Origin of the sequence: Pseudomonas corrugata, from assembly GCF_001269905.1 — a bacterium.
Classification (GTDB): domain Bacteria; phylum Pseudomonadota; class Gammaproteobacteria; order Pseudomonadales; family Pseudomonadaceae; genus Aquipseudomonas; species Aquipseudomonas corrugata.
On record NZ_LHVK01000022.1, the window covers coordinates 193,614 to 212,129 of the forward strand.

Annotated in this window: 13 protein-coding genes; 4 read left to right on the forward strand and 9 right to left on the reverse strand. The window is 61.2% G+C overall.

Annotated elements, in window-relative coordinates; all coding sequences use genetic code 11:
• The first annotated feature begins 111 nt into the window (after positions 1–111).
• Positions 112–723 (forward strand): Yip1 family protein, encoded by a 612-nt coding sequence (locus AD665_RS23445; RefSeq protein ID WP_053194046.1) that lies wholly within the window; start codon positions 112–114, stop codon positions 721–723.
• 63 nt (positions 724–786) lie between these two features.
• Here AD665_RS23445 and ligD read toward each other — a convergent pair whose 3' ends face one another.
• The 4 genes from ligD to AD665_RS23465 are packed head-to-tail and all read right to left on the reverse strand — an operon-like array spanning position 787 to position 6,921.
• Entirely contained in the window at positions 787–3,384 is a 2,598-nt protein-coding gene (gene ligD / locus AD665_RS23450) for a DNA ligase D (protein ID WP_053194048.1), read from the reverse strand.
• Entirely contained in the window at positions 3,381–4,544 is a 1,164-nt protein-coding gene (locus AD665_RS23455; RefSeq protein ID WP_024776401.1) for a carboxylate-amine ligase, read from the reverse strand. The genes ligD and AD665_RS23455 overlap by 4 nt, the downstream gene beginning before the upstream one ends.
• On the reverse strand, positions 4,516–5,517 hold the full coding sequence (locus AD665_RS23460; RefSeq protein WP_024776400.1) for a methyltransferase: 1,002 nt from the start codon (positions 5,515–5,517) through the stop codon (positions 4,516–4,518). The genes AD665_RS23455 and AD665_RS23460 overlap by 29 nt, the downstream gene beginning before the upstream one ends.
• A 9-nt stretch (positions 5,518–5,526) precedes the next feature.
• Positions 5,527–6,921 (reverse strand): iron-containing redox enzyme family protein, encoded by a 1,395-nt coding sequence (locus tag AD665_RS23465; RefSeq protein WP_053194050.1) that lies wholly within the window; start codon positions 6,919–6,921, stop codon positions 5,527–5,529.
• 366 nt (positions 6,922–7,287) lie between these two features.
• Here AD665_RS23465 and AD665_RS23470 point away from each other — a divergent pair, with 366 nt between their 5' ends.
• On the forward strand, positions 7,288–8,625 hold the full coding sequence (locus tag AD665_RS23470; protein ID WP_053194052.1) for a cation:proton antiporter: 1,338 nt from the start codon (positions 7,288–7,290) through the stop codon (positions 8,623–8,625).
• A gap of 10 nt (positions 8,626–8,635) precedes the next feature.
• On the opposite strand, the gene AD665_RS23475 is transcribed toward AD665_RS23470, so the two are convergent.
• Positions 8,636–9,172 carry a hypothetical protein gene (locus tag AD665_RS23475; protein ID WP_024776397.1) on the reverse strand — a complete coding sequence of 179 codons (537 nt, stop codon included), beginning with the start codon at positions 9,170–9,172 and terminating at the stop codon, positions 8,636–8,638.
• Positions 9,173–9,316: 144 nt separating this feature from the next.
• On the opposite strand from AD665_RS23475, the gene AD665_RS23480 reads away from it, so the two are divergent.
• Positions 9,317–9,547: a hypothetical protein gene (locus tag AD665_RS23480; RefSeq protein ID WP_024776396.1), complete on the forward strand. Its 231-nt coding sequence runs from the start codon at positions 9,317–9,319 to the stop codon at positions 9,545–9,547.
• A 188-nt stretch (positions 9,548–9,735) separates the two neighbouring features.
• Here AD665_RS23480 and AD665_RS23485 read toward each other — a convergent pair whose 3' ends face one another.
• From AD665_RS23485 to AD665_RS23495, 3 genes are all read right to left on the reverse strand, one after another.
• The gene (locus tag AD665_RS23485; RefSeq protein ID WP_053194054.1) at positions 9,736–11,664 is read right to left on the reverse strand and encodes a hybrid sensor histidine kinase/response regulator; all 1,929 of its coding nucleotides are present in this window, start codon (positions 11,662–11,664) and stop codon (positions 9,736–9,738) included.
• 149 nt (positions 11,665–11,813) lie between these two features.
• Positions 11,814–14,144, reverse strand: coding sequence for an ATP-dependent DNA helicase (locus AD665_RS23490; protein WP_053194056.1), 2,331 nt, complete (start codon positions 14,142–14,144; stop codon positions 11,814–11,816).
• Positions 14,141–15,805: a VRR-NUC domain-containing protein gene (locus AD665_RS23495; protein ID WP_069018540.1), complete on the reverse strand. Its 1,665-nt coding sequence runs from the start codon at positions 15,803–15,805 to the stop codon at positions 14,141–14,143. Before AD665_RS23495 ends, AD665_RS23490 begins: the two co-directional genes overlap by 4 nt.
• 202 nt (positions 15,806–16,007) lie before the next feature.
• Here AD665_RS23495 and AD665_RS23500 point away from each other — a divergent pair, with 202 nt between their 5' ends.
• Positions 16,008–16,232 (forward strand): YgdI/YgdR family lipoprotein, encoded by a 225-nt coding sequence (locus AD665_RS23500; protein WP_024776392.1) that lies wholly within the window; start codon positions 16,008–16,010, stop codon positions 16,230–16,232.
• A gap of 379 nt (positions 16,233–16,611) precedes the next feature.
• Here the strand turns inward: AD665_RS23500 and AD665_RS23505 are convergent, their stop codons facing one another.
• On the reverse strand, positions 16,612–18,462 hold the full coding sequence (locus AD665_RS23505; protein ID WP_053194058.1) for a polyurethane esterase: 1,851 nt from the start codon (positions 18,460–18,462) through the stop codon (positions 16,612–16,614).
• Positions 18,463–18,516 lie beyond the last annotated feature (54 nt).

The following is an 18,516-nucleotide window of genomic DNA, read 5'->3' on the forward strand; positions in this document are numbered from 1 at the left end:
CCTCTGATCACCTTCCGACGCGCCTCGCCAAATAAATGAAACCGTCACTCAATACTGCGCCTCAAACCCATAAAGGCCTCACGCTGAGGCTGTGCCGATCAGGAGGTCGTCATGTCCGCATCTTTCGTCAAACTGCTCACGCATCCCGAATTCGCCTGGCAGGACATCCGCCAAGAAGAACAGACCCACCCTCGCCACTACCTCGGCCACTTGCTGTTGCTGGCCTTTATTCCGGCGGCGTGCCTGTTCCTCGGCACCACCTGGACCGGCTGGAGCCTGGCCGAGAACGAAACGGTACGGCTCACGGCCCCCAGCGCACTGCAACTGTGTGTGCTGCTGTACCTGACCATCGTCGTCGGCGTGGCCCTGATAGGCCTGTTCATTCGCTGGATGTCACGCACCTTCGAGGCGCGTCCGACATTGAATCAGTGCATCGGCTTTGCCGCTTATACCGCCACACCGTACTTCCTGGCCGGGCTTTGCGGGGTTTACCCCAGCCGCTGGCTGGCGGTAGCCGTATTGCTGGTGGCCTCGGCCTATTCGACCTACCTGCTGTTTATCGGCTTGCCCAAATTCATGAGCCTCAAAAAGGAACAGGGACTGTTGTACTCGGCGAGTGTCTGGGGTGTCGGGTTGCTGGTCCTGGTGACCATGCTGGTGGAGATGATTTTGCTGTGGTTCAACGTGTTGCAGCCGGAATACTTGCGGTTTCCGGTGGGGTGATCACGGGAGGGGCGAGCGACGCAGGCCCCATCTCCGCTCACACAATCCGTTTGACCCGTTGGATCATTTATCCGTTTTCTTCATGCCGATTCGCCGGCGCATATCGGCCGTGATGCTCTGGCGGGTTTTCTTCAGGTCGGCCCAAGGCTCGTGCCCCACTTCCGCAAGACGCTCATGAACGTTGTGTACATTCCACAGATTCGCCCCCTTGAGCTCCGCCACCTCATCCCGAAAGATGGGCACCGACACCGGCAGCCCCTCTCGGGTCCGGACGGCGTAGGCGCAGATGGTGGTGGCGCCCAAGCCATTGCGCAGGTAGTCGATGAAGATCCGCCCTACCCGATTCTTCGGCCCGGACACCGCAGAGAAACGATCCGGCAGCAGCTTTGCCATATGGCTGACAATGGCGTGGCTGAACCCCTTGACCTCGTCCCAGCCGAGTTTGCGCGTCAGCGGCACCACCACATGGATGCCCTTGCCGCCACTGGTCTTGAGGAATGCCTTGAGGCCCAGTTCATCGAGCACCGACAAGGTCAGCTGGGTCGCTTCGACCATGCTCTTCCAAGGCAACGCCGGGTCCGGGTCGAGGTCGAGGACGAAGCGATCCGGCTTGTCCAGATCCACGGTGGTGGCATTCCAGGTGTGCAACTCCACCGTACTCATCTGCACCGCACCGATGAGGGCTTCGGCGTTGTTGATGATCATCACCGGCTGCCCGGTCAGTGCCTTGTCCAGGCTGGTAATCCCGGGGATCGCCAGGCGCTCGGGATTCTTCTGGAAAAACAGCTCGCCGGCGATCCCGTCCGGCGCCCGAACCAGTGCTACCGGACGCTCGTACAGTTCCGGCAGAATGAACTCGGCAACGCCGGCGTAATATTCGGCCAGTTGCAGCTTGGTGGTACCGCTGGTGGCGTCGATGACCCGGTCAGGATGGGTGATCCGCACCTTGCCATCCATCGCCGGGATTTGAGTGCCCTTGGTTTTCGTCGCGGATTTGACCGGTTTTTTGCCGGCTTGTGCAGGCTTGTCCAGCGTTTTCGGACGCTCCTGAGTAATTTCCCTGGCTGGTTTATCACTGCGTAAACCATGGAACACCGCGTGGCGCACCGAACCTTCCTTGGTCATCTCGGCATACGCCACTTCGGCCAGCAACGTCGGCTTGAGCCAGTGCACGCCCTTGGCTTCGTAGCCGGTGGGCGGATTCACCACGGCAGCTTGCTTCGTCTCCAGGGGCAGCAACTGCTGGTGGATGTTCTTGAGGGTGGTCTCGTTGAACCCGGTGCCGACCTTGCCGGCGTAGCGCAACTCGCCGCTGTCGGCGTCATGCAACCCCAGCAGCAATGCACCGAAAGCACTGCGCGCGCCTTTGGGGTCGCTGAAACCGACCACCACGAACTCCTGGCGATTCTTGCATTTGAGCTTGATCCAGTCGCTGCTGCGCCGGGACACATAGGCACTGCCCGCGCGCTTGCCGATCAGCCCTTCCATTTGCATCCGGCAAGCGCTGTTGAGCAACGCTTCGGGGGTTTCCTCGAAGGCATCGGAGAAACGCAACAACGGACTCTCACTGCCTTCCAGCACTGCAGCCAATGCAGCCCGGCGTTGCTCTACCGGTACTTTGCGCAAGTCCATGCCATTGAGATAAGGCAGGTCGAACAGGTAATAAGCGATCTTGCCGCTGCTGCCGGCGTCGAAGGCGTTTTGCAGGGCCTGGAAATCCGGTACGCCCTGTTCGTTGACCACCACCATTTCTCCGTCGAGCCAGGCCGACTCAAGCCCGAGCCCGGCCAGGGCCTCGGCCTGGCTGGGCAACTTGTGGGTCCAGTCGTGGCCGTTGCGGGTAATCAGGCGAACGTCACCGTTCTCGATACGGGCCATGACCCGATAGCCGTCGAATTTGATTTCATAGAGCCATTCGCCGTCGGGGGCGCTTTCCACCAGGGTCGCCAGCTCCGGCTTGAGTGTCTCGGGAATCGGCACGGCCACCGCGCCGCTGAGGGTGGTTTTCGCGATTTTTTTCGATGACTTGGGCTTGGCGGCTTTGTCCGGCTGCTTCACCGCTTTGGCAGCAGCGGCTTTACCCCGGCGCTTGGGTGCGATGGTGCGATCGCTGAGCACGCTCTCCGGCTCGGCCTGCACTACGTCGTATTCACTCTCAGGACGAGCGGCTTCGTCCTGGTGTTTGATCAGGAACCACTGTTCCTGCTTGCCCGGCATGTGCGTACGCACCAGATTCCACAGGCCGGCCAGCTTCTCGCCTTGCAGCTCGAACTTGAGCCGGCCTTTCTCGTAGGCCTCATGGGGATCGCCCTGGGGAATCCACACGCCCCGATCCCAGACAATGACATCGCCGGCGCCATAATGACCTTCCGGAATGCTGCCCTCGAATGTTGCGTAATCCAATGGGTGATCTTCGACATGCACGGCAAGGCGCTTGGACTTGGGGTCCAGGCTCGGTCCCTTGGGCACCGCCCAGCTCTTCAGTGCGCCGTCCAGTTCCAGGCGGAAGTCGTAATGCAGGCGTGAAGCATCGTGTTTCTGAATGCAGAACTGCAAGGCGTGGGCGGTTTTCTTCGATTTGCGCGTGCGCTTCGCCGCCGGCTCCGGGGTGGCGGCGAAATCACGCATACGGTTGTATTCATCAAGGTTCTTGCTGGTCATCGGCCACCTGCGACTTGCTGTAGCGCCGGACCGGCCACCGGCAGCCCGGCAGTTTCCGATACCAATTGATCCACGACCCGACCCAGGGCCTGCACAGGTGTATCTCCCAGGAGCAAGCCTTGTTCGTAGAGGACCACTTGCCGGTCAGCACTGGTGCCTTCCTGCACGATGCGTCGCGCCTGCTTGAACACGTCGCAAACGCCCAGGGCGGCGGCCGTTTCACCAAAGGTTTGTTCGGCCAGGGTCAGCCATTCACCGATGAGCATGGGCTGCTCCTGCCCCTCGATGATGAACTCCGCGAGGATCCCGTGGCGTTTGGCCCGCCAGCGGTTTTCCTTGAGGATCCACTGGGATGTCTGGCTGTAGCGCGCCCCGGGTTTGGGTTGGGCAATGGCGTGGGCCACCATCAGCCGAAACAGCGAGACGAGACAGAGCACATCATCGATCCGGGGACAGGCATCGCAGATGCGCATTTCCAGGGTGGGGAAATGCGAGGAAGGCCGGATCACCCACCAGCAATCGCTGGCCTGGCGAATAGAACCGGTGCGCATGAGCAAGTCGACATACTCGGCAAACGCCGATTCGTCTTCGAAAAACTCAGGGACACCCATGCGCGGCCACTCATCGCAGGCGACCTGGCGGTAGCTGTTAAACCCGGTATACGCGCCATTCCAGAACGGTGACGAAGCACTCAGCGCTAGAAACATCGGCAGCCAGGGCAGAACCTCGTTCATCACCCGTACCCGGTCCCGGTCGGCCGGGACCTCCACGTGCACATGCAAGCCCGACAGCACGCTGCGTCGGGCCACTCGCTGGTAATCATCGAACAGTTGCTGGAAGTGCAGTTCATCGGTGGGCTGTAATCCCTGGGCAGCCATGGGATGAGAGCCGGCGCTGAGCAACCCCAATCCATGGGGCGCCAAGCGCCGCGTCAGCCCTGCGCGCACTTTGGTCAAGTAATCGGCGGCCTCGGGCAGGCTGCGAAAGATGGGTGACGCCACCTCGACCTGGCTCTGGAACATTTCATGGGCGAAATGCTTGCCCAGCTCGATCCGGCATTCGGCCACCACCGCTTCAGACGTTTGGCCGGGCATGCAGCGGGTTTGCAGATCGGTGATGAAATATTCCTCTTCAATGCCGAACTTCAGACGCCTGTTCATCGATAATCCCTCCGATTCCCGCGCCGATGCGGGTTACCACCAACGCCACCACGGCGATCCTTTCCACGTCCCGATAACCCGGTGTCAGCAATTCTTCACCAAACACGTCCGGGTCCAGTTCCTTGTAGGTCCAGCCAAAATCCGGCGAATCGCGCCAAGCTCCCAACGCCTCCAGGAACGGATCGCGACCTTCGACCATCGCGACACCGGTGTAGAGCACCAGGGAGCCGCCTGGCATGAGCCGGGGCAACGCCTGCTCGACGATGCGCAACGACAGTCCGGCGCCGAGGGTTCCACCACCGTCGCGATAGGCGCGCTCCGCCGGATCGGCCATATACGGAGGGTTGGCGACGATCAGGTCGAACTGGCCGTCCACGTTCTGCAGCAGGTCGCTATGCGCGATCTCTAGGTTACCCACCTCGGCCAACGCGGCGTTGACTGCGCTCAGGCGCAGGGCCAGCGGGTTGATGTCCAGGGCGAGCACCTGGGCCTCGCGACGGGCCCGGGCAATTACGATCGCGCCGACACCGGCGCCACAGCCGATGTCCACGGCTCGATGCACTGCCGTGAAATTCTGTTGCAGATGAGTATGGATCAGTTGTGCGAAGCGGTAGCTGTCCGGGCCAAAAAACACCGCGTCGCTGGACTCGGTAGGGAATGCCGAATGGGCAAACAGCAGCCCATCCAGGCTCGACCAGCGTACCCGGCTGCGAAGCAGACCTTCGCGCTCTTCCAGCACCTCGGCTTCCTGCAATTGACGCTGCTCATCGGCCGAAATCAGCCCCGGCGCAAATGGCCGCGACCAGCCGAACACGTCACGCAACGTCTTGGAATGTTCGTTTCCGGGGCGCTGGTTGACCCGCTTGTGGGTCAACGGCGTTGGCGTGATGAAGCGATAACCGTCGGCTTGCAGGCGACGGCCCAGCTGTAACAGCGCCAGGTCGGGTTCGGACAGGCGTTCTTCCTGATTCATGCAGGGCTCCTAGCGAAGTACGGATTTGAGTTCGATGAACCGGCGGGTCGCCAGCAATCCGGCCGGATGGCTGTGGCAACGGGGCGAAAGCCAGGGCATCAATGTCTGCATCTGCTGGGCGGGCGTTTGGCCACGTAGCGCCTGCTGCAGACTTTGCACATCGGGATCTTCCGCCGGCGTTGGCAGCGCGCTGGCGGCGCCGTGGTTGCGCCGGGGCGCCGCACGAGGGCCTTCGTCCAGCCAGTCGCCAGCGATCCAATCATGCAAGAGCTGTTTTTCGTAAGGGCTGAACACCCCGAACATCGCCGCGCCGGGACCTTCGATCAGGGTCCAGAACCGGCTGTTCTGCGGGTCCTCATGGCGCTTGATCCAGCCTTTGCCCTGCAGCGCATCGAGGAAGCCTTCCAACTGTCCCGGCATCGCCAGCCACTGGTTGACGGTCTTGCCCTCGAATTTGCAGTAATCGGAGTGCATATGCTGGCCGAACGGGCGTTTGCGTTCGAGCATGTCCAATACTTCGCGATACAGGTCGAACGACTCGATGATCGTCCGGCTGCCTCGCCCGAGGTCATTGAGGCGATAACCCAGGGTCACCCGGCGCCAGAAGGCGTCGCGATCGGCTTCCATCGGCATCAGTTGCAACAGCGATTGCACGGCTTTGTGAGCGTGGCCGGTACTGGCGTTATCGATGGTCACGTGGAGGGTGAAGTAATACGGGTCAATGTCCAGTTCGCTCAGCTCATAGGCGCTGATCAACAGGTGCAAGGGCAGTTGCTCGTAACCCAGGTTGTAGCCGATGACCTCGGGCAGGTATTCATCACCGGCATATCCCAGGGCCAACTGCACCGCGCCTTGCAGGTAGTGGTCATCGTCGATGTCCGGAGCATCCGCCAAACCATGTTCGGCGAGCAGCTTGCGGTAGATCACAACATGGTTCTGCGCCGGAACGCCGTCGCCCAACTCTTCCAGGTAGGTGCACAGCAGTCCTTCGAAGCGGTGGTCGTGCCAGTGTTCAAGCACGCCATACAACCAGGCTCCGTCTACCAGCTTGGTCGGTGCGACGGCCTGGAGGAAGTACAACGCGTGGGCCTTGTTGGAAAAAAACTCCCGTGCGCCTCCGTTTTTGCGCCGTTCCAGGTAATCACCATATTGCCGGGCCACACCGGCGCTGTGTTGCTCGACCCAGGCTTGCAGAGCCATGGGGTCGTCGGGCATCTCCTGCGCCAGCGTGGCTGCTTTATCCAGGCATGACTGGACAAAAGCTTGGGCCACAGCCTGCCGGTCGGCATCGTCCGGGCCCTGGAGCAGCCGCTCGTAGCATTGGCGCACGTTGCCGGCAGCGGTGAACGGATCTGTAAACGGTCGCACGGTGGCGGGCCGGTGAAGGGTGGTCAGCGCAGTCATAAGGGCCTCATGGGTGCTTGGCAGGACGCTGAATCAGCACGTCTCTTCCAGTGCAGAGCCTTGAGCGGAGCGAAAAATTCCCTCGGATTGAAATGCAGCCGGATAAACGGGGCGTGCTGTTGTAAGGGGAACCCTGGCTTTGTTCGAGCTCTCGAATGGAAGAGCCGAAGGTAAGTGCCAACCCTTGTGGCGAGGGGATTTATCCCCGCTGGGCTGCGAAGCAGTCCTAAAACCTGCCACTGCGGTGTACCAGACAGATTGAGTTGACTGTTCTAGGGCCGCTTCGCAGCCCAGCGGGGCGGTGCGACGTTTCGATAAATCCCCTCGCCACAGGGTTCTGGTTTATCCCGCCATCAAGGAGCACCAATGATTTTCACAGCGTGGGTTGCGGTGCTCGGTACCGTATTGCTGACCCTGGCCCTGACTTCTTCATACCTGCGCTGGATGCCGGTGACCACCTCGGCGATATGCCTGGCGCTGGGCGTCGCCATCGGTCCGGCGGGGGTGGAGTTGTTGCAGTTGGACATCCATGACTCCACAACGTGGATGGAACACCTCACTGAAATAGCCGTGGTGTTTTCGCTATTCGTCAGCGGTCTCAAGTTGCGCCTGCCCTTCAAAGACCGTACCTGGCGCGTAGCCTATGGGTTGGCCGGACCGGTGATGATCCTGAGCATCGCCGGTCTGTGCCTGACGCTGCATTATCTGTTCGGCCTCGGCTGGGGCGTGTCACTGCTGATCGGCGCGATGCTGGCGCCGACCGACCCGGTGCTGGCGGCGCTGGTGCAGGTCAACGATGCCCGGGACGACGATCGGGTGCGTTTCGGGTTGTCCGGTGAGGCCGGGTTGAACGATGGTACAGCGTTTCCGTTCGTGATCCTTGGTCTGCTGATGCTGCGCGACGGCAACGACGGTTTCCTCGCCGAGTGGGCCTTGCGCGATGTGCTATGGGCCGTACCGGCAGGCTTGTTGATCGGTTACATGATGGGCCGTGGCATCGGTCGCATGACCTTGTCGATGCGTATCAGGAATGCCGACAGCACCCTCTCGCCCAATGATTATCTGGCCCTGGCGTTGATTGCGTTGGCCTACGTCGCCGCCGAATCGGTCCAGGGCTACGGCTTTCTCTCGGTGTTCGCCGCCGGGTTGGGGTTGCGCCAGGCCGAAGTGGCTTCCACCGCCGAGGACTCGCCGCCAGCCGAACACCTGGTGCAACCGGTGGTAGGACACGAAACAGTCGCTCCTCGGCAAGCCGTGCTGGGGGACACCGAATCCCTGGAAGACAGCCAGGTGGCCGCCGGTGTGATGATGGGCGACATGCTCGCGTTTGGCAGCCTCGTGGAGCGCGCCATGGAGGTGTTCCTGGTGACGCTGCTCGGGATAGTGCTGGTTAATCACTGGGACTGGCGGGCCCTGGCCATCGGCGCGCTGCTGTTCGCCGTCATTCGTCCATTGTGTGTGCTGGCAATGCCTTGGGGCCGTTTGATGGACCGCTCGCAACGATTGCTGATCGGGTGGTTCGGCATACGTGGCATCGGCAGTCTGTTCTACCTGTTCTATGCCTTGAACCATCACTTGCCACCCGAGGTGGCGAATCTGTGTATCAACCTCACGCTCTCGGTGGTGGCCCTGAGTATCCTGGTCCACGGTTTGAGCACCCAGCCGACCCTGGCGTGGTATGAACGCCACAAGCGTTCAGGCTAGACCAGTGACCTCAAGCCCCGGGGTCGCTCACCTGGATGTAGACCGAATACATCCCCAGCAGTACCCAGAACGCGGCGAAGATCCACGGCGTACGCACCGAAAACAACAGGGATTTGCGGTACCCCTTGTGGGTCGATTCCCGCTCGCTGAACAGCGGCGACTCGTCATAGACCAGGCCCATCATCGGTTCGGAGCGCAACAGCTCACTTTGTTTGAAATGCCAATGATCGATGATCTCGTAGGCGGCACGAATACCCGGCCAGGCGTTGAGGGAGCTAAGGAAGCCCAGCAAGGCCAGGAACGGCGGCACGATCAAGGTAAACAGCTTGCCCCATTCCGGGTTCAGGTTTGCCATGCAGGAGGCGAAGGCGATCACCAGGAACGACTGGGCGGCAAGATACGCATCGGTACGATTGGCCAGGATACTGGTTTCGTACTGGATCTCCCGACGATAGAAATCCAGTCGTTCCTTGGGGGAGCCGAACAGTTTGGCCTGGTGTTCCGTCAGCGCTTCTTCCTGGGTCTGGCTGGTCAGGATTCGGGGCATTGCGTGGGCTATCCCTCGGTAATGATTCGAACCTGTTAGAGGACCGCGCCAACAGGCAAGTTCAAGTCGATGGACCGCAGGTTCAACGAAACGTCGTCCCGCCGCCAGGGTCTTTAGATCATCGATGGCGTTGAGGAAAATTGGGTGGATTATCTTGCATGGGTGCAGTGGCCGGCGATGGTGGTGACGGTGCTCGCCGCCTGGCTGATCGGATCACGCCAGCCACGGCGGCGGCTAATGGGCTTCAGTTGCTTCATTGCAAGCAACATTCTGTGGGTTGTCTGGGGGCTGCATTCGGATGCGTATGCGCTGATTGTGTTGCAGTTCTGCTTGTGTGCCATGAATCTGCGGGGGTTCAGCAAAAATGCCCGATAGCCAGGGAACGCAAGCTTCTGTGACAAGGGTATCTGTGGGAGCAAGGCTTGCCCGCGATGAAGCTGATGCGGTCTTCTCAGAAACCGCAGTGTATGTATCGCGGGCAAGCCTTGCTCCCACAGGTTCTCCTGCCACAGGTTCTCCTGCTACAGGTTCTCCTGCTGCTGGGGATCATCAACAGGCCATGGTCATTTCATCGTCTGCCCAATAGCCTGCACCAGGTCAATCTGCTTGAACGGCTTGGTCAGCCGCGGCAACTGCGTGGCGAAACCCTCCAGGCGCTCGGCGTAGCCGGTGGCAAGAATGACGGGCAAGGTGGGTTGCCGGTCTCGTAGCAACTTAGCCAAGTGCGCCCCATCCATCTGTGGCATGGCCATATCGGTGATCACCAGGTCGATGTCCGGATTGCGCTCGTATAATTCCAGCGCCTGCGCGCCCGACGGGGCGCAGAGCACCCGGTGCCCCAGATCTTCGATCAACAGGCGAGTGCTGGTCAGCACCAGGCTGTCATCGTCGACCACCAGCACCAGCAGTTCCTGGGTCGACAACGGTGCCTGCGCCTGTACCGGCACCGTCTCCGGCACCGAGTGATCAGCCACTGGCAGCCATAACTCAGCCGTGGTGCCGACCCCCTTCTGGCTCTTGAGTATCAACCGCCCCCCCAACTGTTCGGCCAGGCCATGCACCATGGACAAGCCCAGGCCTGTGCCCTTGCCGACACCCTTGGTGGTGAAGAACGGGTCCACGGCCGAGGCCAGCGTCGCCTCATCCATCCCCTCGCCTTCGTCGGTGATCGACAGACAGACGTACCGCCCGGTCCTCAGAGACGTGTCCGGAGCCCCAGTATCCCGTCGCTCATTGGCCGCAATCAGGATGCGCCCGCCGTGGGGCATGGCGTCCCGGGCGTTGGTCGCCAGATTGAGGATGGCCAGTTCCAGCTGGTTGACGTCCGCCAGGACCGGCGACAGCGCATCGGCGAAAGCGGTCTGGATATGTATCGACGGGCCCATGGAGCTTTGCAGCAGGCCGCTGATGCCCTGCACCAAGGCCGCCAACTCCACCGACTCGGACGTCAGTTTCTGCCGACGGGCAAAGGCTAGCATCCGCTGGGTCAGCGAAACCCCGCGCAGCGCGCCCTGTGTCGCGTTGTCCAGCAATTGGGCCAGTTTCGGGGTACCAGGCATGCGCTTGCGCACGATCTCCAGGTTGCCGAGAATCACCGTGAGCAGGTTGTTGAAGTCATGGGCAATGCCGCCCGTGAGTTGACCGATGGCCTGCAATTTCTGGGACTGGAACAGGGCCTCGCGGGTCTGCTCAAGGGCCTGCTGCGCCTGGGTGGCGTCGGTGATGTCGCGGGTGATCTTGGCAAACCCCAGCAGCGTGCCGGTGTCGCTGCGGATCGCATCGATGACCACATGGGCCATGAACCGCGTACCGTCCTTGCGTACCCGCCACCCTTTCTTCTCGAAGCGCCCTTCGCTGGCGGCGATGCTCAACGCCCGCTGTGGCTCGCCATTTTCACGGTCTTCGGGGGTATAGAACATCGAAAAATGCCGGCCAATGGCCTCAGCCGGCAGGTAGCCCTTGATCCGTTGCGCCCCCTGGTTCCAATTGGTCACTTGCCCTTCAGGATTGAGCATGTAGATGGCGTAATCGGTGACACTCTGTACCAGCAGGCGAAACTGCTGCTCGCTTTGCTTGAGGGTTTCCTCGGCCATCTTGCGATCGGTCAGGTCGCGGGTGATCTTGGCAAAACCGAGCAAGGCGCCGCTCTGGCTGTCGATGATCGGGTCGATGACCACATGGGACCAGAACAGCGTACCGTCCTTGCGCACCCGCCAGCCCTCGCCTTCGAAACGGCCCTCGCGCAAGGCGGTATCCAGCGCCCGTTGCGGCAGGCCGGCGGCGCGGTCCTGGTCGGTGTAGAAACGGGAGAAATGCTGGCCGAGGATCTCGGACTCTTCGTAGCCTTTGAAGCGCCGGGCACCGGAGTTCCAACTGGTGATGATACCCGTAGGGTCGGTCATGTAGATGGCATAGTCGACCACGGCGTCGATCAGCAGCCGAAAACGCTGTTCCTCGTTAATGCGGGCAGTCTTCTGATTGTTCTCAAGCATTTTTGGCCGGGGTGTCCGTGTAGATTCTTTGCGAAGTATGGTGCAGGTCCTGCCTCGGAAATTATTAACCGGCGGGACCAAAAATGGAAATCGACGCAAATCCCTTTGTGGGAGCGAGCCTGCTCGCGATAGCGGTCGTTCAGTTGGCCCTAAGTGACTGAAACGCCGCAATCGCGAGCAGGCTCGCTCCCACAGGATTTAGCAGGATGTTCTTGAGTGACAGACCACCAACCCGGCAATAAGTGCTGCACCCGGGCTTCGCCGAACCGGTCGTCGATCAGCATCACCACCCCACGGTCCTGTTGGGTGCGGATGACGCGCCCGGCGGCCTGGACGACTTTCTGCAAGCCGGGGTACAGGTAGGTGTAGTCATAGCCGTCGCCGAAAATCGCGGCCATGCGCTGCTTGATCTGTTCGTTGACCGGATTGAACTGCGCCAGCCCCAGGGTGGCGATAAACGCGCCGATCAGCCGCGAGCCCGGCAAGTCGATTCCCTCGCCGAACGCACCGCCCAGCACCGCGAAGCCGATGCCCTGGCTGTGCTCCATGAACCGTTCGAGAAAGGCCTGCCGGGACGCTTCGCCCATGCCCCGGGATTGGGTCCAGATCGCAATGTCCGGGTGCCGTTCGGCGAACAGCCCGACCACCTGTTGCAAGTAATCGAAGCTACTGAAAAAGGCCAGGTAGTTGCCGGGACGTTCGCCGAACTGGCGCGCCATCAACCCGACAATCGGTTCCAGCGATGCCTGGCGGTGGGCGAAACGGGTGGAAATCCGACTGACGACCTGAACGTCCAGTTGTCCGGCATGGAACGGTGATTCCACATCGATCCACACCATATCCGCCGGTGTGCCCAACAGGTCGGCGTAGTAGTGCCGTGGACTCAGGGTGGCGGAGAACAGCACGCTGCTGCGGGCCGCCGTGAGCCTTGGCCGCAAGAAGCCGGCCGGCACCACATTGCGCAAGCACAAGGTGGACAGGCTGCGTTGACGACCGAGCTCACGCTTATGGATGTCAAACAGGAAATGCTCATTGAACGATTCCGCCACCCGACCGAACTGCAAGGCCTCGAAGTAGAACGCCTGCAAGTCGCCGTCCAGGCCCTGGGGATGGTCATTGAGGTAATCGCCGATGGCCGTGGTGCACAGGGACAGTGCCTGGAGCAGTTTCTCCGGTGGTTTTTCATAGGCCTGGTAGGCCGCAACCTGAAGAGCGTGCAAGGCGTTCCACTGGCGATTGACCCGCTGCAAGGATTTCTTCAGGGGTTCGGGGGCGGTTTTGCGCACCGCGGCCAATGTGGACTGGTCGAGGGTCGCGCTGTACATCTGCCGCCCCCGTTCCACCAGGTTATGGGCTTCATCAACCAGGGTCGCGACGGTCAAGCCATCGGCCTGGGCCAGGGCGAACAGCAAGGCGCTGAAGTCGAAATAATAGTTGTAGTCGGCGACGACCACGTCGGCCCAACGGGCCATTTCCTGGCTGAGGTAGTACGGGCACACTTCATGGGCCAGCGCAATCTCGCGCAACGCGGCCTGATCGAGCAAGGTGAGCCTGCTGGCGGCCTCGCGGGCGCCGGGCAGGCGTTCATAGAAGCCACGGGCCAGTGGACAGGATTCGCCATGGCACGCCTTGTCCGGATGCTCACAGGCTTTATCCCTGGCGACCATCTCCAGGACCCGCAACGGCATCGACGGTGCGCTATGGGTGATCACCCGCGCGGCATCCAGCGCCAGCTTGCGTCCCGGCGTCTTGGCCGTGAGAAAGAACACCTTGTCCAGTCGCTGCGGCGCCAGGGCCTTGAGCATCGGGAACAGCGTACCGATGGTCTTGCCGATGCCGGTGGGCGCCTGGGCCATGAGGCAGCGTCCGGTGCTGACCGCCTTGAACACCGACTCGGCCAGGTGCCGTTGTCCCGGCCTGAAGCCAGCATGGGGAAAGGCCAGCGCCTGCGCACCGCCGTTGCGCGCTTGCCGGTGAGCCATCTCCTGTTCGGCCCAGGCCAGGAACAATGCGCACTGCTCTTCGAAGAAAGCCTCGAGCTGCGTCGCCTCGAAGCCTTGCGTCAGGCAGGTTTCCTGTTCACTGACGATGTCGAAATACACCAGGGCCACGTCGATGCGCGACAACTGCAGCTTCTGGCACATCAGCCAGCCGTAGATCTTCGCCTGGGCCCAGTGCAGCTGGCGATGATTGGCCGGTTGCCTGGACAGGTCGCCGCGATAGGTCTTCACCTCCTCGACGCAATTGCGGGCCGGGTCGTAGCCGTCGGCCCGCCCCTTGACCCGCATGCTCCGGTAACGGCCTTCGAGGCTGATCTCGGCCTGATACGTCTCGTTGCGCCGGGACGCCACGGTGCGGTGGCCAACGATGCCTTCCAGTGCTGTGGGCGACGGGGTAAAGCGCAGATCCAGGTCGCCGGTCTTGGCAGTGAACTCACATAACGCCCGCACGGCGATGCTGTAGGCCGGTTCCGGGGTCATGCGCCCTGCTCCATCCATTGCACATGGCAGACCGCGACGGGCATCCGGTGTTCGTGACAGAACGCCAGCCAACGCAATTGGTTGTCCTGCAGGCGGTCGCCGGGGCCTTTGACTTCGATCATGCGATACGTCTTGTGCTGCGGCCAGAACTGGATCAGGTCCGGCATGCCGGCACGGTTGGCCTTGATGTCCAGCAGCAGGCGATTGAACCAGTGCTTGAGGTGTTCGGCCGGGAGGCAATCGAGTGCCTGATGCAACAGTTCTTCAGACATCGCACCCCAGAACACGAAAGGCGATTGGACACCCCATTTCTCTGTATAGCGACGCACAATGGTGTCCCGATAGCGCCCATCGTCGAGTTCCGCGAAGCAGGTGGCGAACAGTTCGGCGCGGCGGACCGGGAAATCTTCGTTGAGCAGGTCCACCGGGCCGCGCTGGAACGGATGGAAGAACGCCCCCGGCAAAGGCGCGAAAATAGCCGGCCAGCACAACAGGCCGAACAATGAGTTGATCAGGCTGTTCTCGACGTAATGCACCGGGGCGGTCTCGTCGTGCAAATGAGCCTGGACGTGATACTCCACCGACAAGGCCGGATCGACGCGGGGCAGACGAAGGTCCAGCCGCTCCGTTTCCCGGACCACGGCACGAGGCACCGGCGGGCCGCCCAGCTTGCGCTGCAACCGCGGCACGACCCTGAGCAACGCCTGGCTTTCAGCTGCGTTCTCCGGCGCCAGGGCTGCCGCTTCCCCCAGCTCCAGGGCCAAGGCGTACTCACCGAGGCGCTCCAGCACGCGGATCATCCGCAACCGTGCGCCGGGGTAGCGGCAGTCGCGATAGATGCACAGGGCCAGGGCAAAATCGGCGATGCGTTCGGCGTGCTGGCCGATCTGGAACAGCAACTTGCCTCGGCGCCGCTCCAGCCACGGGTTGTCCAAGACCAACGCGTTGACTTGGGCGACGATGTCGTCCAGTGGCTCGCCGGCTTCGAAGCGCTGCTGGCACCCGTGCAGGAACAGACAGGCATCGACATCCTGTCGGCTGCGCAAGCCTCGGGATTCGGCGCTGAACGCCACGGTTTCGTAAGTGAAGATGCCCAGGTCCGCCAGCACGAACTCCGACCAGTCCTGATAGAGGTTGCCAAAGAACATCAACCGCAGCCGGTCGCAGGTTTCCATGATCGTCAGGCTGTACAGCCGCTCCTCCAACTGCGGGCACCATTGATTGAATGGCCGTGTTTCGTCCAGACGATCGTCCAAGGCCAGCAGCCATTCGGACTTTTTCGCCTTGGGCCGTTCGATCAGGTGGCCCAGGCACAGGATGATTTCCGGCTTGAGCAGCACCTCGAACAGTTCGGCAAGGTTCAGGGGTTGATCCTGTACCCAGCCCAGGGACAGCAGCGGTTCGACCGCCGCGCCAATGTCACCGATTTCCAGGTAGTGCAATTTGCTGTGCCGAAAGCGCAACCCCTTGCGCATCACCATGCGTACCAGCAAGCCCTGGGACGAGCGAGGCAACGACGCGAAGTCGTCGATAAAGCGCTGCTCCTCGATGCTGAGTACGTCGGCATAGCGTTGCGTCAGCCAGGCAAGCACCTGCTGGAAATTGTTCAGGTAATAAAAGGGATCGTCGAGAGGGTTGGCTGTCACGGGAAGAAGCGCCACGGGTATTGGAGTACTGGTTATGCGTACAGATACCAGCTACGGACGACTCGGGCAACTGCAAAGGATGAGTGGTTCCCTCAATCAATAAAGTGAAATCCTCTAGTCGGCGATGAACTTTCCTACAGTAAGCGGGACCAATGGCGGTTGATTACAGTGATGGCGCGGCCGGATGAGCCGCGTCCTTTGATCGAGAGGTATGGATATGAATATCAGATTTCTGGGCCTGCCTTTGGCTGCCGCAGCGTTCCTGGCGCTGGCCGGCTGCTCGACGCCGACCGTCGTGACCTTGCAGAACGGCACCCAGTATTTGACCAAGGACACCCCCAACACCCGAACGTCCGATGGCTTTTACGAATTCGAAGACATTGCCGGCAAGAAAGTCCGGGTGCGCGCCGACGACGTGGCGACGATTCGCAAGGAAGACTGAATATCTTTGGCCTTGGCCGGGATGACGATGGCATCGCTGGCATCACTTGCGGCTGTACTGCCGCCATCGCGAGCAAGCTGTGCTCCCACAGGGGATCTGCGGTGGTCATGGAATCAAAGTCAGCCCCGATCCATGTGGGAGCGGGCTTGCTCGCGAAAGCGGTGAATCAGTCGCTTAAAGGATTGACTGTACTGCCGCCATCGCGAGCAAGCTTTGCTCCCACAGGGGATCTGCGGTGGTCATGGAATCAAAGTCAGCCCCGGTCCATGTGGGAGCGAGCCTGCTCGCGATGGTGGCACATTCAACATCGATGCAGCAGGTCCACCGCTATCGCGAGCAAGTTCAGTTCCCACAGAGGTCAGGGTTCAATACCCAGGAATCAGGCAAACACGATGTTGTCTCCAACCTGCCCCAGCCCTACCCCCACCAAGGTCACGGAGTTGTCGCCAACCGTGAGCAGCGTATCGGCGCCCACCTGCGACAAGTGCTGGCTGTAGTCATAACCCGCCCCAGCCCCCTGTATGCCGAGGAAAACCAACTTGTCACCCCCGTCGTAACCGCTGATCCGGTCCTGACCGAATACGCCACTGAAGATGAAGGTGTCGCTGCCGCCACCCGATTGCATCACGTCGTTGCCCGAACCGCCGACGAAGGTGTCGTTGCCCACACCACCCACCAGTTGGTCGTTGCCGTCCAGGCCGAACAGCCAGTCACCGGTCGCCCGAGCCATCAAGGTGTCGTCAGCCGCGCTGCCGTTGACCGATGAGGCATACGCCGTCAGGTTGCCCGCGGTCACCAGACCGTTGGCGGTCACGCTGTGGCTGACCTCATCCTTGAGCATTCCCCAGAGCGATCCGGGCTCCCGGCTGACCAGCGTACCGATGTCACGGGTGATGCTGATCCCGCCATGAGCATCACCCATGTACAGCGTTCCGGCCCCGTCATGGGCAAAACTGAAGTCCTTTATCGATTGCTGCAGTTGCAGGCAGTTGGTGCCCTGCCCGCCCAGGATAACGTTATAGCCACCGCCATCGCGGAACGTATCGTTGCCGGCGCGACCTTCCAGGTAATCGTTACCCTGGCCGCCCTGGATCAGATCCGCCTGGTCGCTGCCAATGATGAACGTACTGCCGGTATGGGCTTCGGCATTGCGATTGAGGTCCTGCACCCACGTATTGCCCCGAGCCGGGTCCGACAGATTGGCAACGATGATGGTGGAGTCCTTTCCGGTCAGGTCGTAGAACGCCGAGCCCATGATCCGCCCCATGCCATCGCCGTAGCCGGTGGGCAGATGGGAAATCCAGGTGGGAATGTTCAGGATGGAAAACGGCAACACGTTCCAGGCCGTCGACGCGTAATGGTCGTTGAAGCTGACGATGTTGTTCGTGGCTGATTCCTGCTGCGCATCATGCACGCCCACCGACGCCAGATTGAAGGTCGAACCGTCCAGCGCCCGGAATACCGGATCGTTTTCATAGCCGATGTTCAGCACTTTGTCGGTGCCGCTCTGGGTCGGTGAAGCATAAGCGATGTAGTTCGCGCTGTTGTAGAAGCCCGACCACTTGTCCGCGCTCAAGTCGGCCATGCTATTGACCGCCAACCCACCCAGGCTGTGGCCGCTGACCAACACGTCCTTGCCCGTCAGGCCGTGGGCCTGGGCAAACTTCGCGACGTCGGCAAGCAGATTGCCGAAGGCCTCACCTGCGTAGTTTTTCGCATAGTCCTTGGGCCCCAGGGCGGCCATCAGGTCGTTGATCACATCGCCTATTGAGTCGGTGATCAGGTTTTCCCGGGGGCCGCTGGTGCCACGAAACGACACGCCGATTTCCTGCAGATGTCCATCAGCGTCGTACTTGCCAAGGATCTCCACTTGCGCGGTGGTGTAGCCGGTTTTCTCGCCGAAAAATGTTCCGCGACCATCCACCTTGCCGGTATAGCCCAGTTGCGAGGCACTGATGGGCGTCCAGCCGGCCTTTTGCACCGCTTCCAGGGCAAGCTTTTCCGAGTCGGGATTCCACGGCACGCCGGGAATCACCCCTTGGGAATCGGTGCCGCCCAGCAGTGCCGTGACCAGGGTCGCCGGTAGACCGGCACCGAAGCCATTGTGCTGGTACCCGGCAGCAAAGCCATTGTCGAGGTTATGGTAGGAATACAACATGATGGCCATTGCATCGCTCACCAATGCCTTGGACTCGGTGGTGCCGAGGTTCTTGTAGTCGTAGATACCCATGTGTAGCTGCCTCTCTTTTTGTTGTTGGAATGGGGGATGAAGTGAAGGGGCCAA

Excerpts from the sequence above, each read along its gene's own strand:
- AD665_RS23445 (WP_053194046.1), top strand. The coding sequence starts at position 112 with ATGTCCGCATCTTTCGTCAAACTGCTCACGCATCCCGAATTCGCCTGG.
- ligD (WP_053194048.1), bottom strand. The coding sequence starts at position 3,384 with ATGACCAGCAAGAACCTTGATGAATACAACCGTATGCGTGATTTCGCC.
- AD665_RS23455 (WP_024776401.1), bottom strand. The coding sequence starts at position 4,544 with ATGAACAGGCGTCTGAAGTTCGGCATTGAAGAGGAATATTTCATCACC.
- AD665_RS23460 (WP_024776400.1), bottom strand. The coding sequence starts at position 5,517 with ATGAATCAGGAAGAACGCCTGTCCGAACCCGACCTGGCGCTGTTACAG.
- AD665_RS23465 (WP_053194050.1), bottom strand. The coding sequence starts at position 6,921 with ATGACTGCGCTGACCACCCTTCACCGGCCCGCCACCGTGCGACCGTTT.
- AD665_RS23470 (WP_053194052.1), top strand. The coding sequence starts at position 7,288 with ATGATTTTCACAGCGTGGGTTGCGGTGCTCGGTACCGTATTGCTGACC.
- AD665_RS23475 (WP_024776397.1), bottom strand. The coding sequence starts at position 9,172 with ATGCCCCGAATCCTGACCAGCCAGACCCAGGAAGAAGCGCTGACGGAA.
- AD665_RS23485 (WP_053194054.1), bottom strand. The coding sequence starts at position 11,664 with ATGCTTGAGAACAATCAGAAGACTGCCCGCATTAACGAGGAACAGCGT.
- AD665_RS23490 (WP_053194056.1), bottom strand. The coding sequence starts at position 14,144 with ATGACCCCGGAACCGGCCTACAGCATCGCCGTGCGGGCGTTATGTGAG.
- AD665_RS23500 (WP_024776392.1), top strand. The coding sequence starts at position 16,008 with ATGAATATCAGATTTCTGGGCCTGCCTTTGGCTGCCGCAGCGTTCCTG.
- AD665_RS23505 (WP_053194058.1), bottom strand. The coding sequence starts at position 18,462 with ATGGGTATCTACGACTACAAGAACCTCGGCACCACCGAGTCCAAGGCA.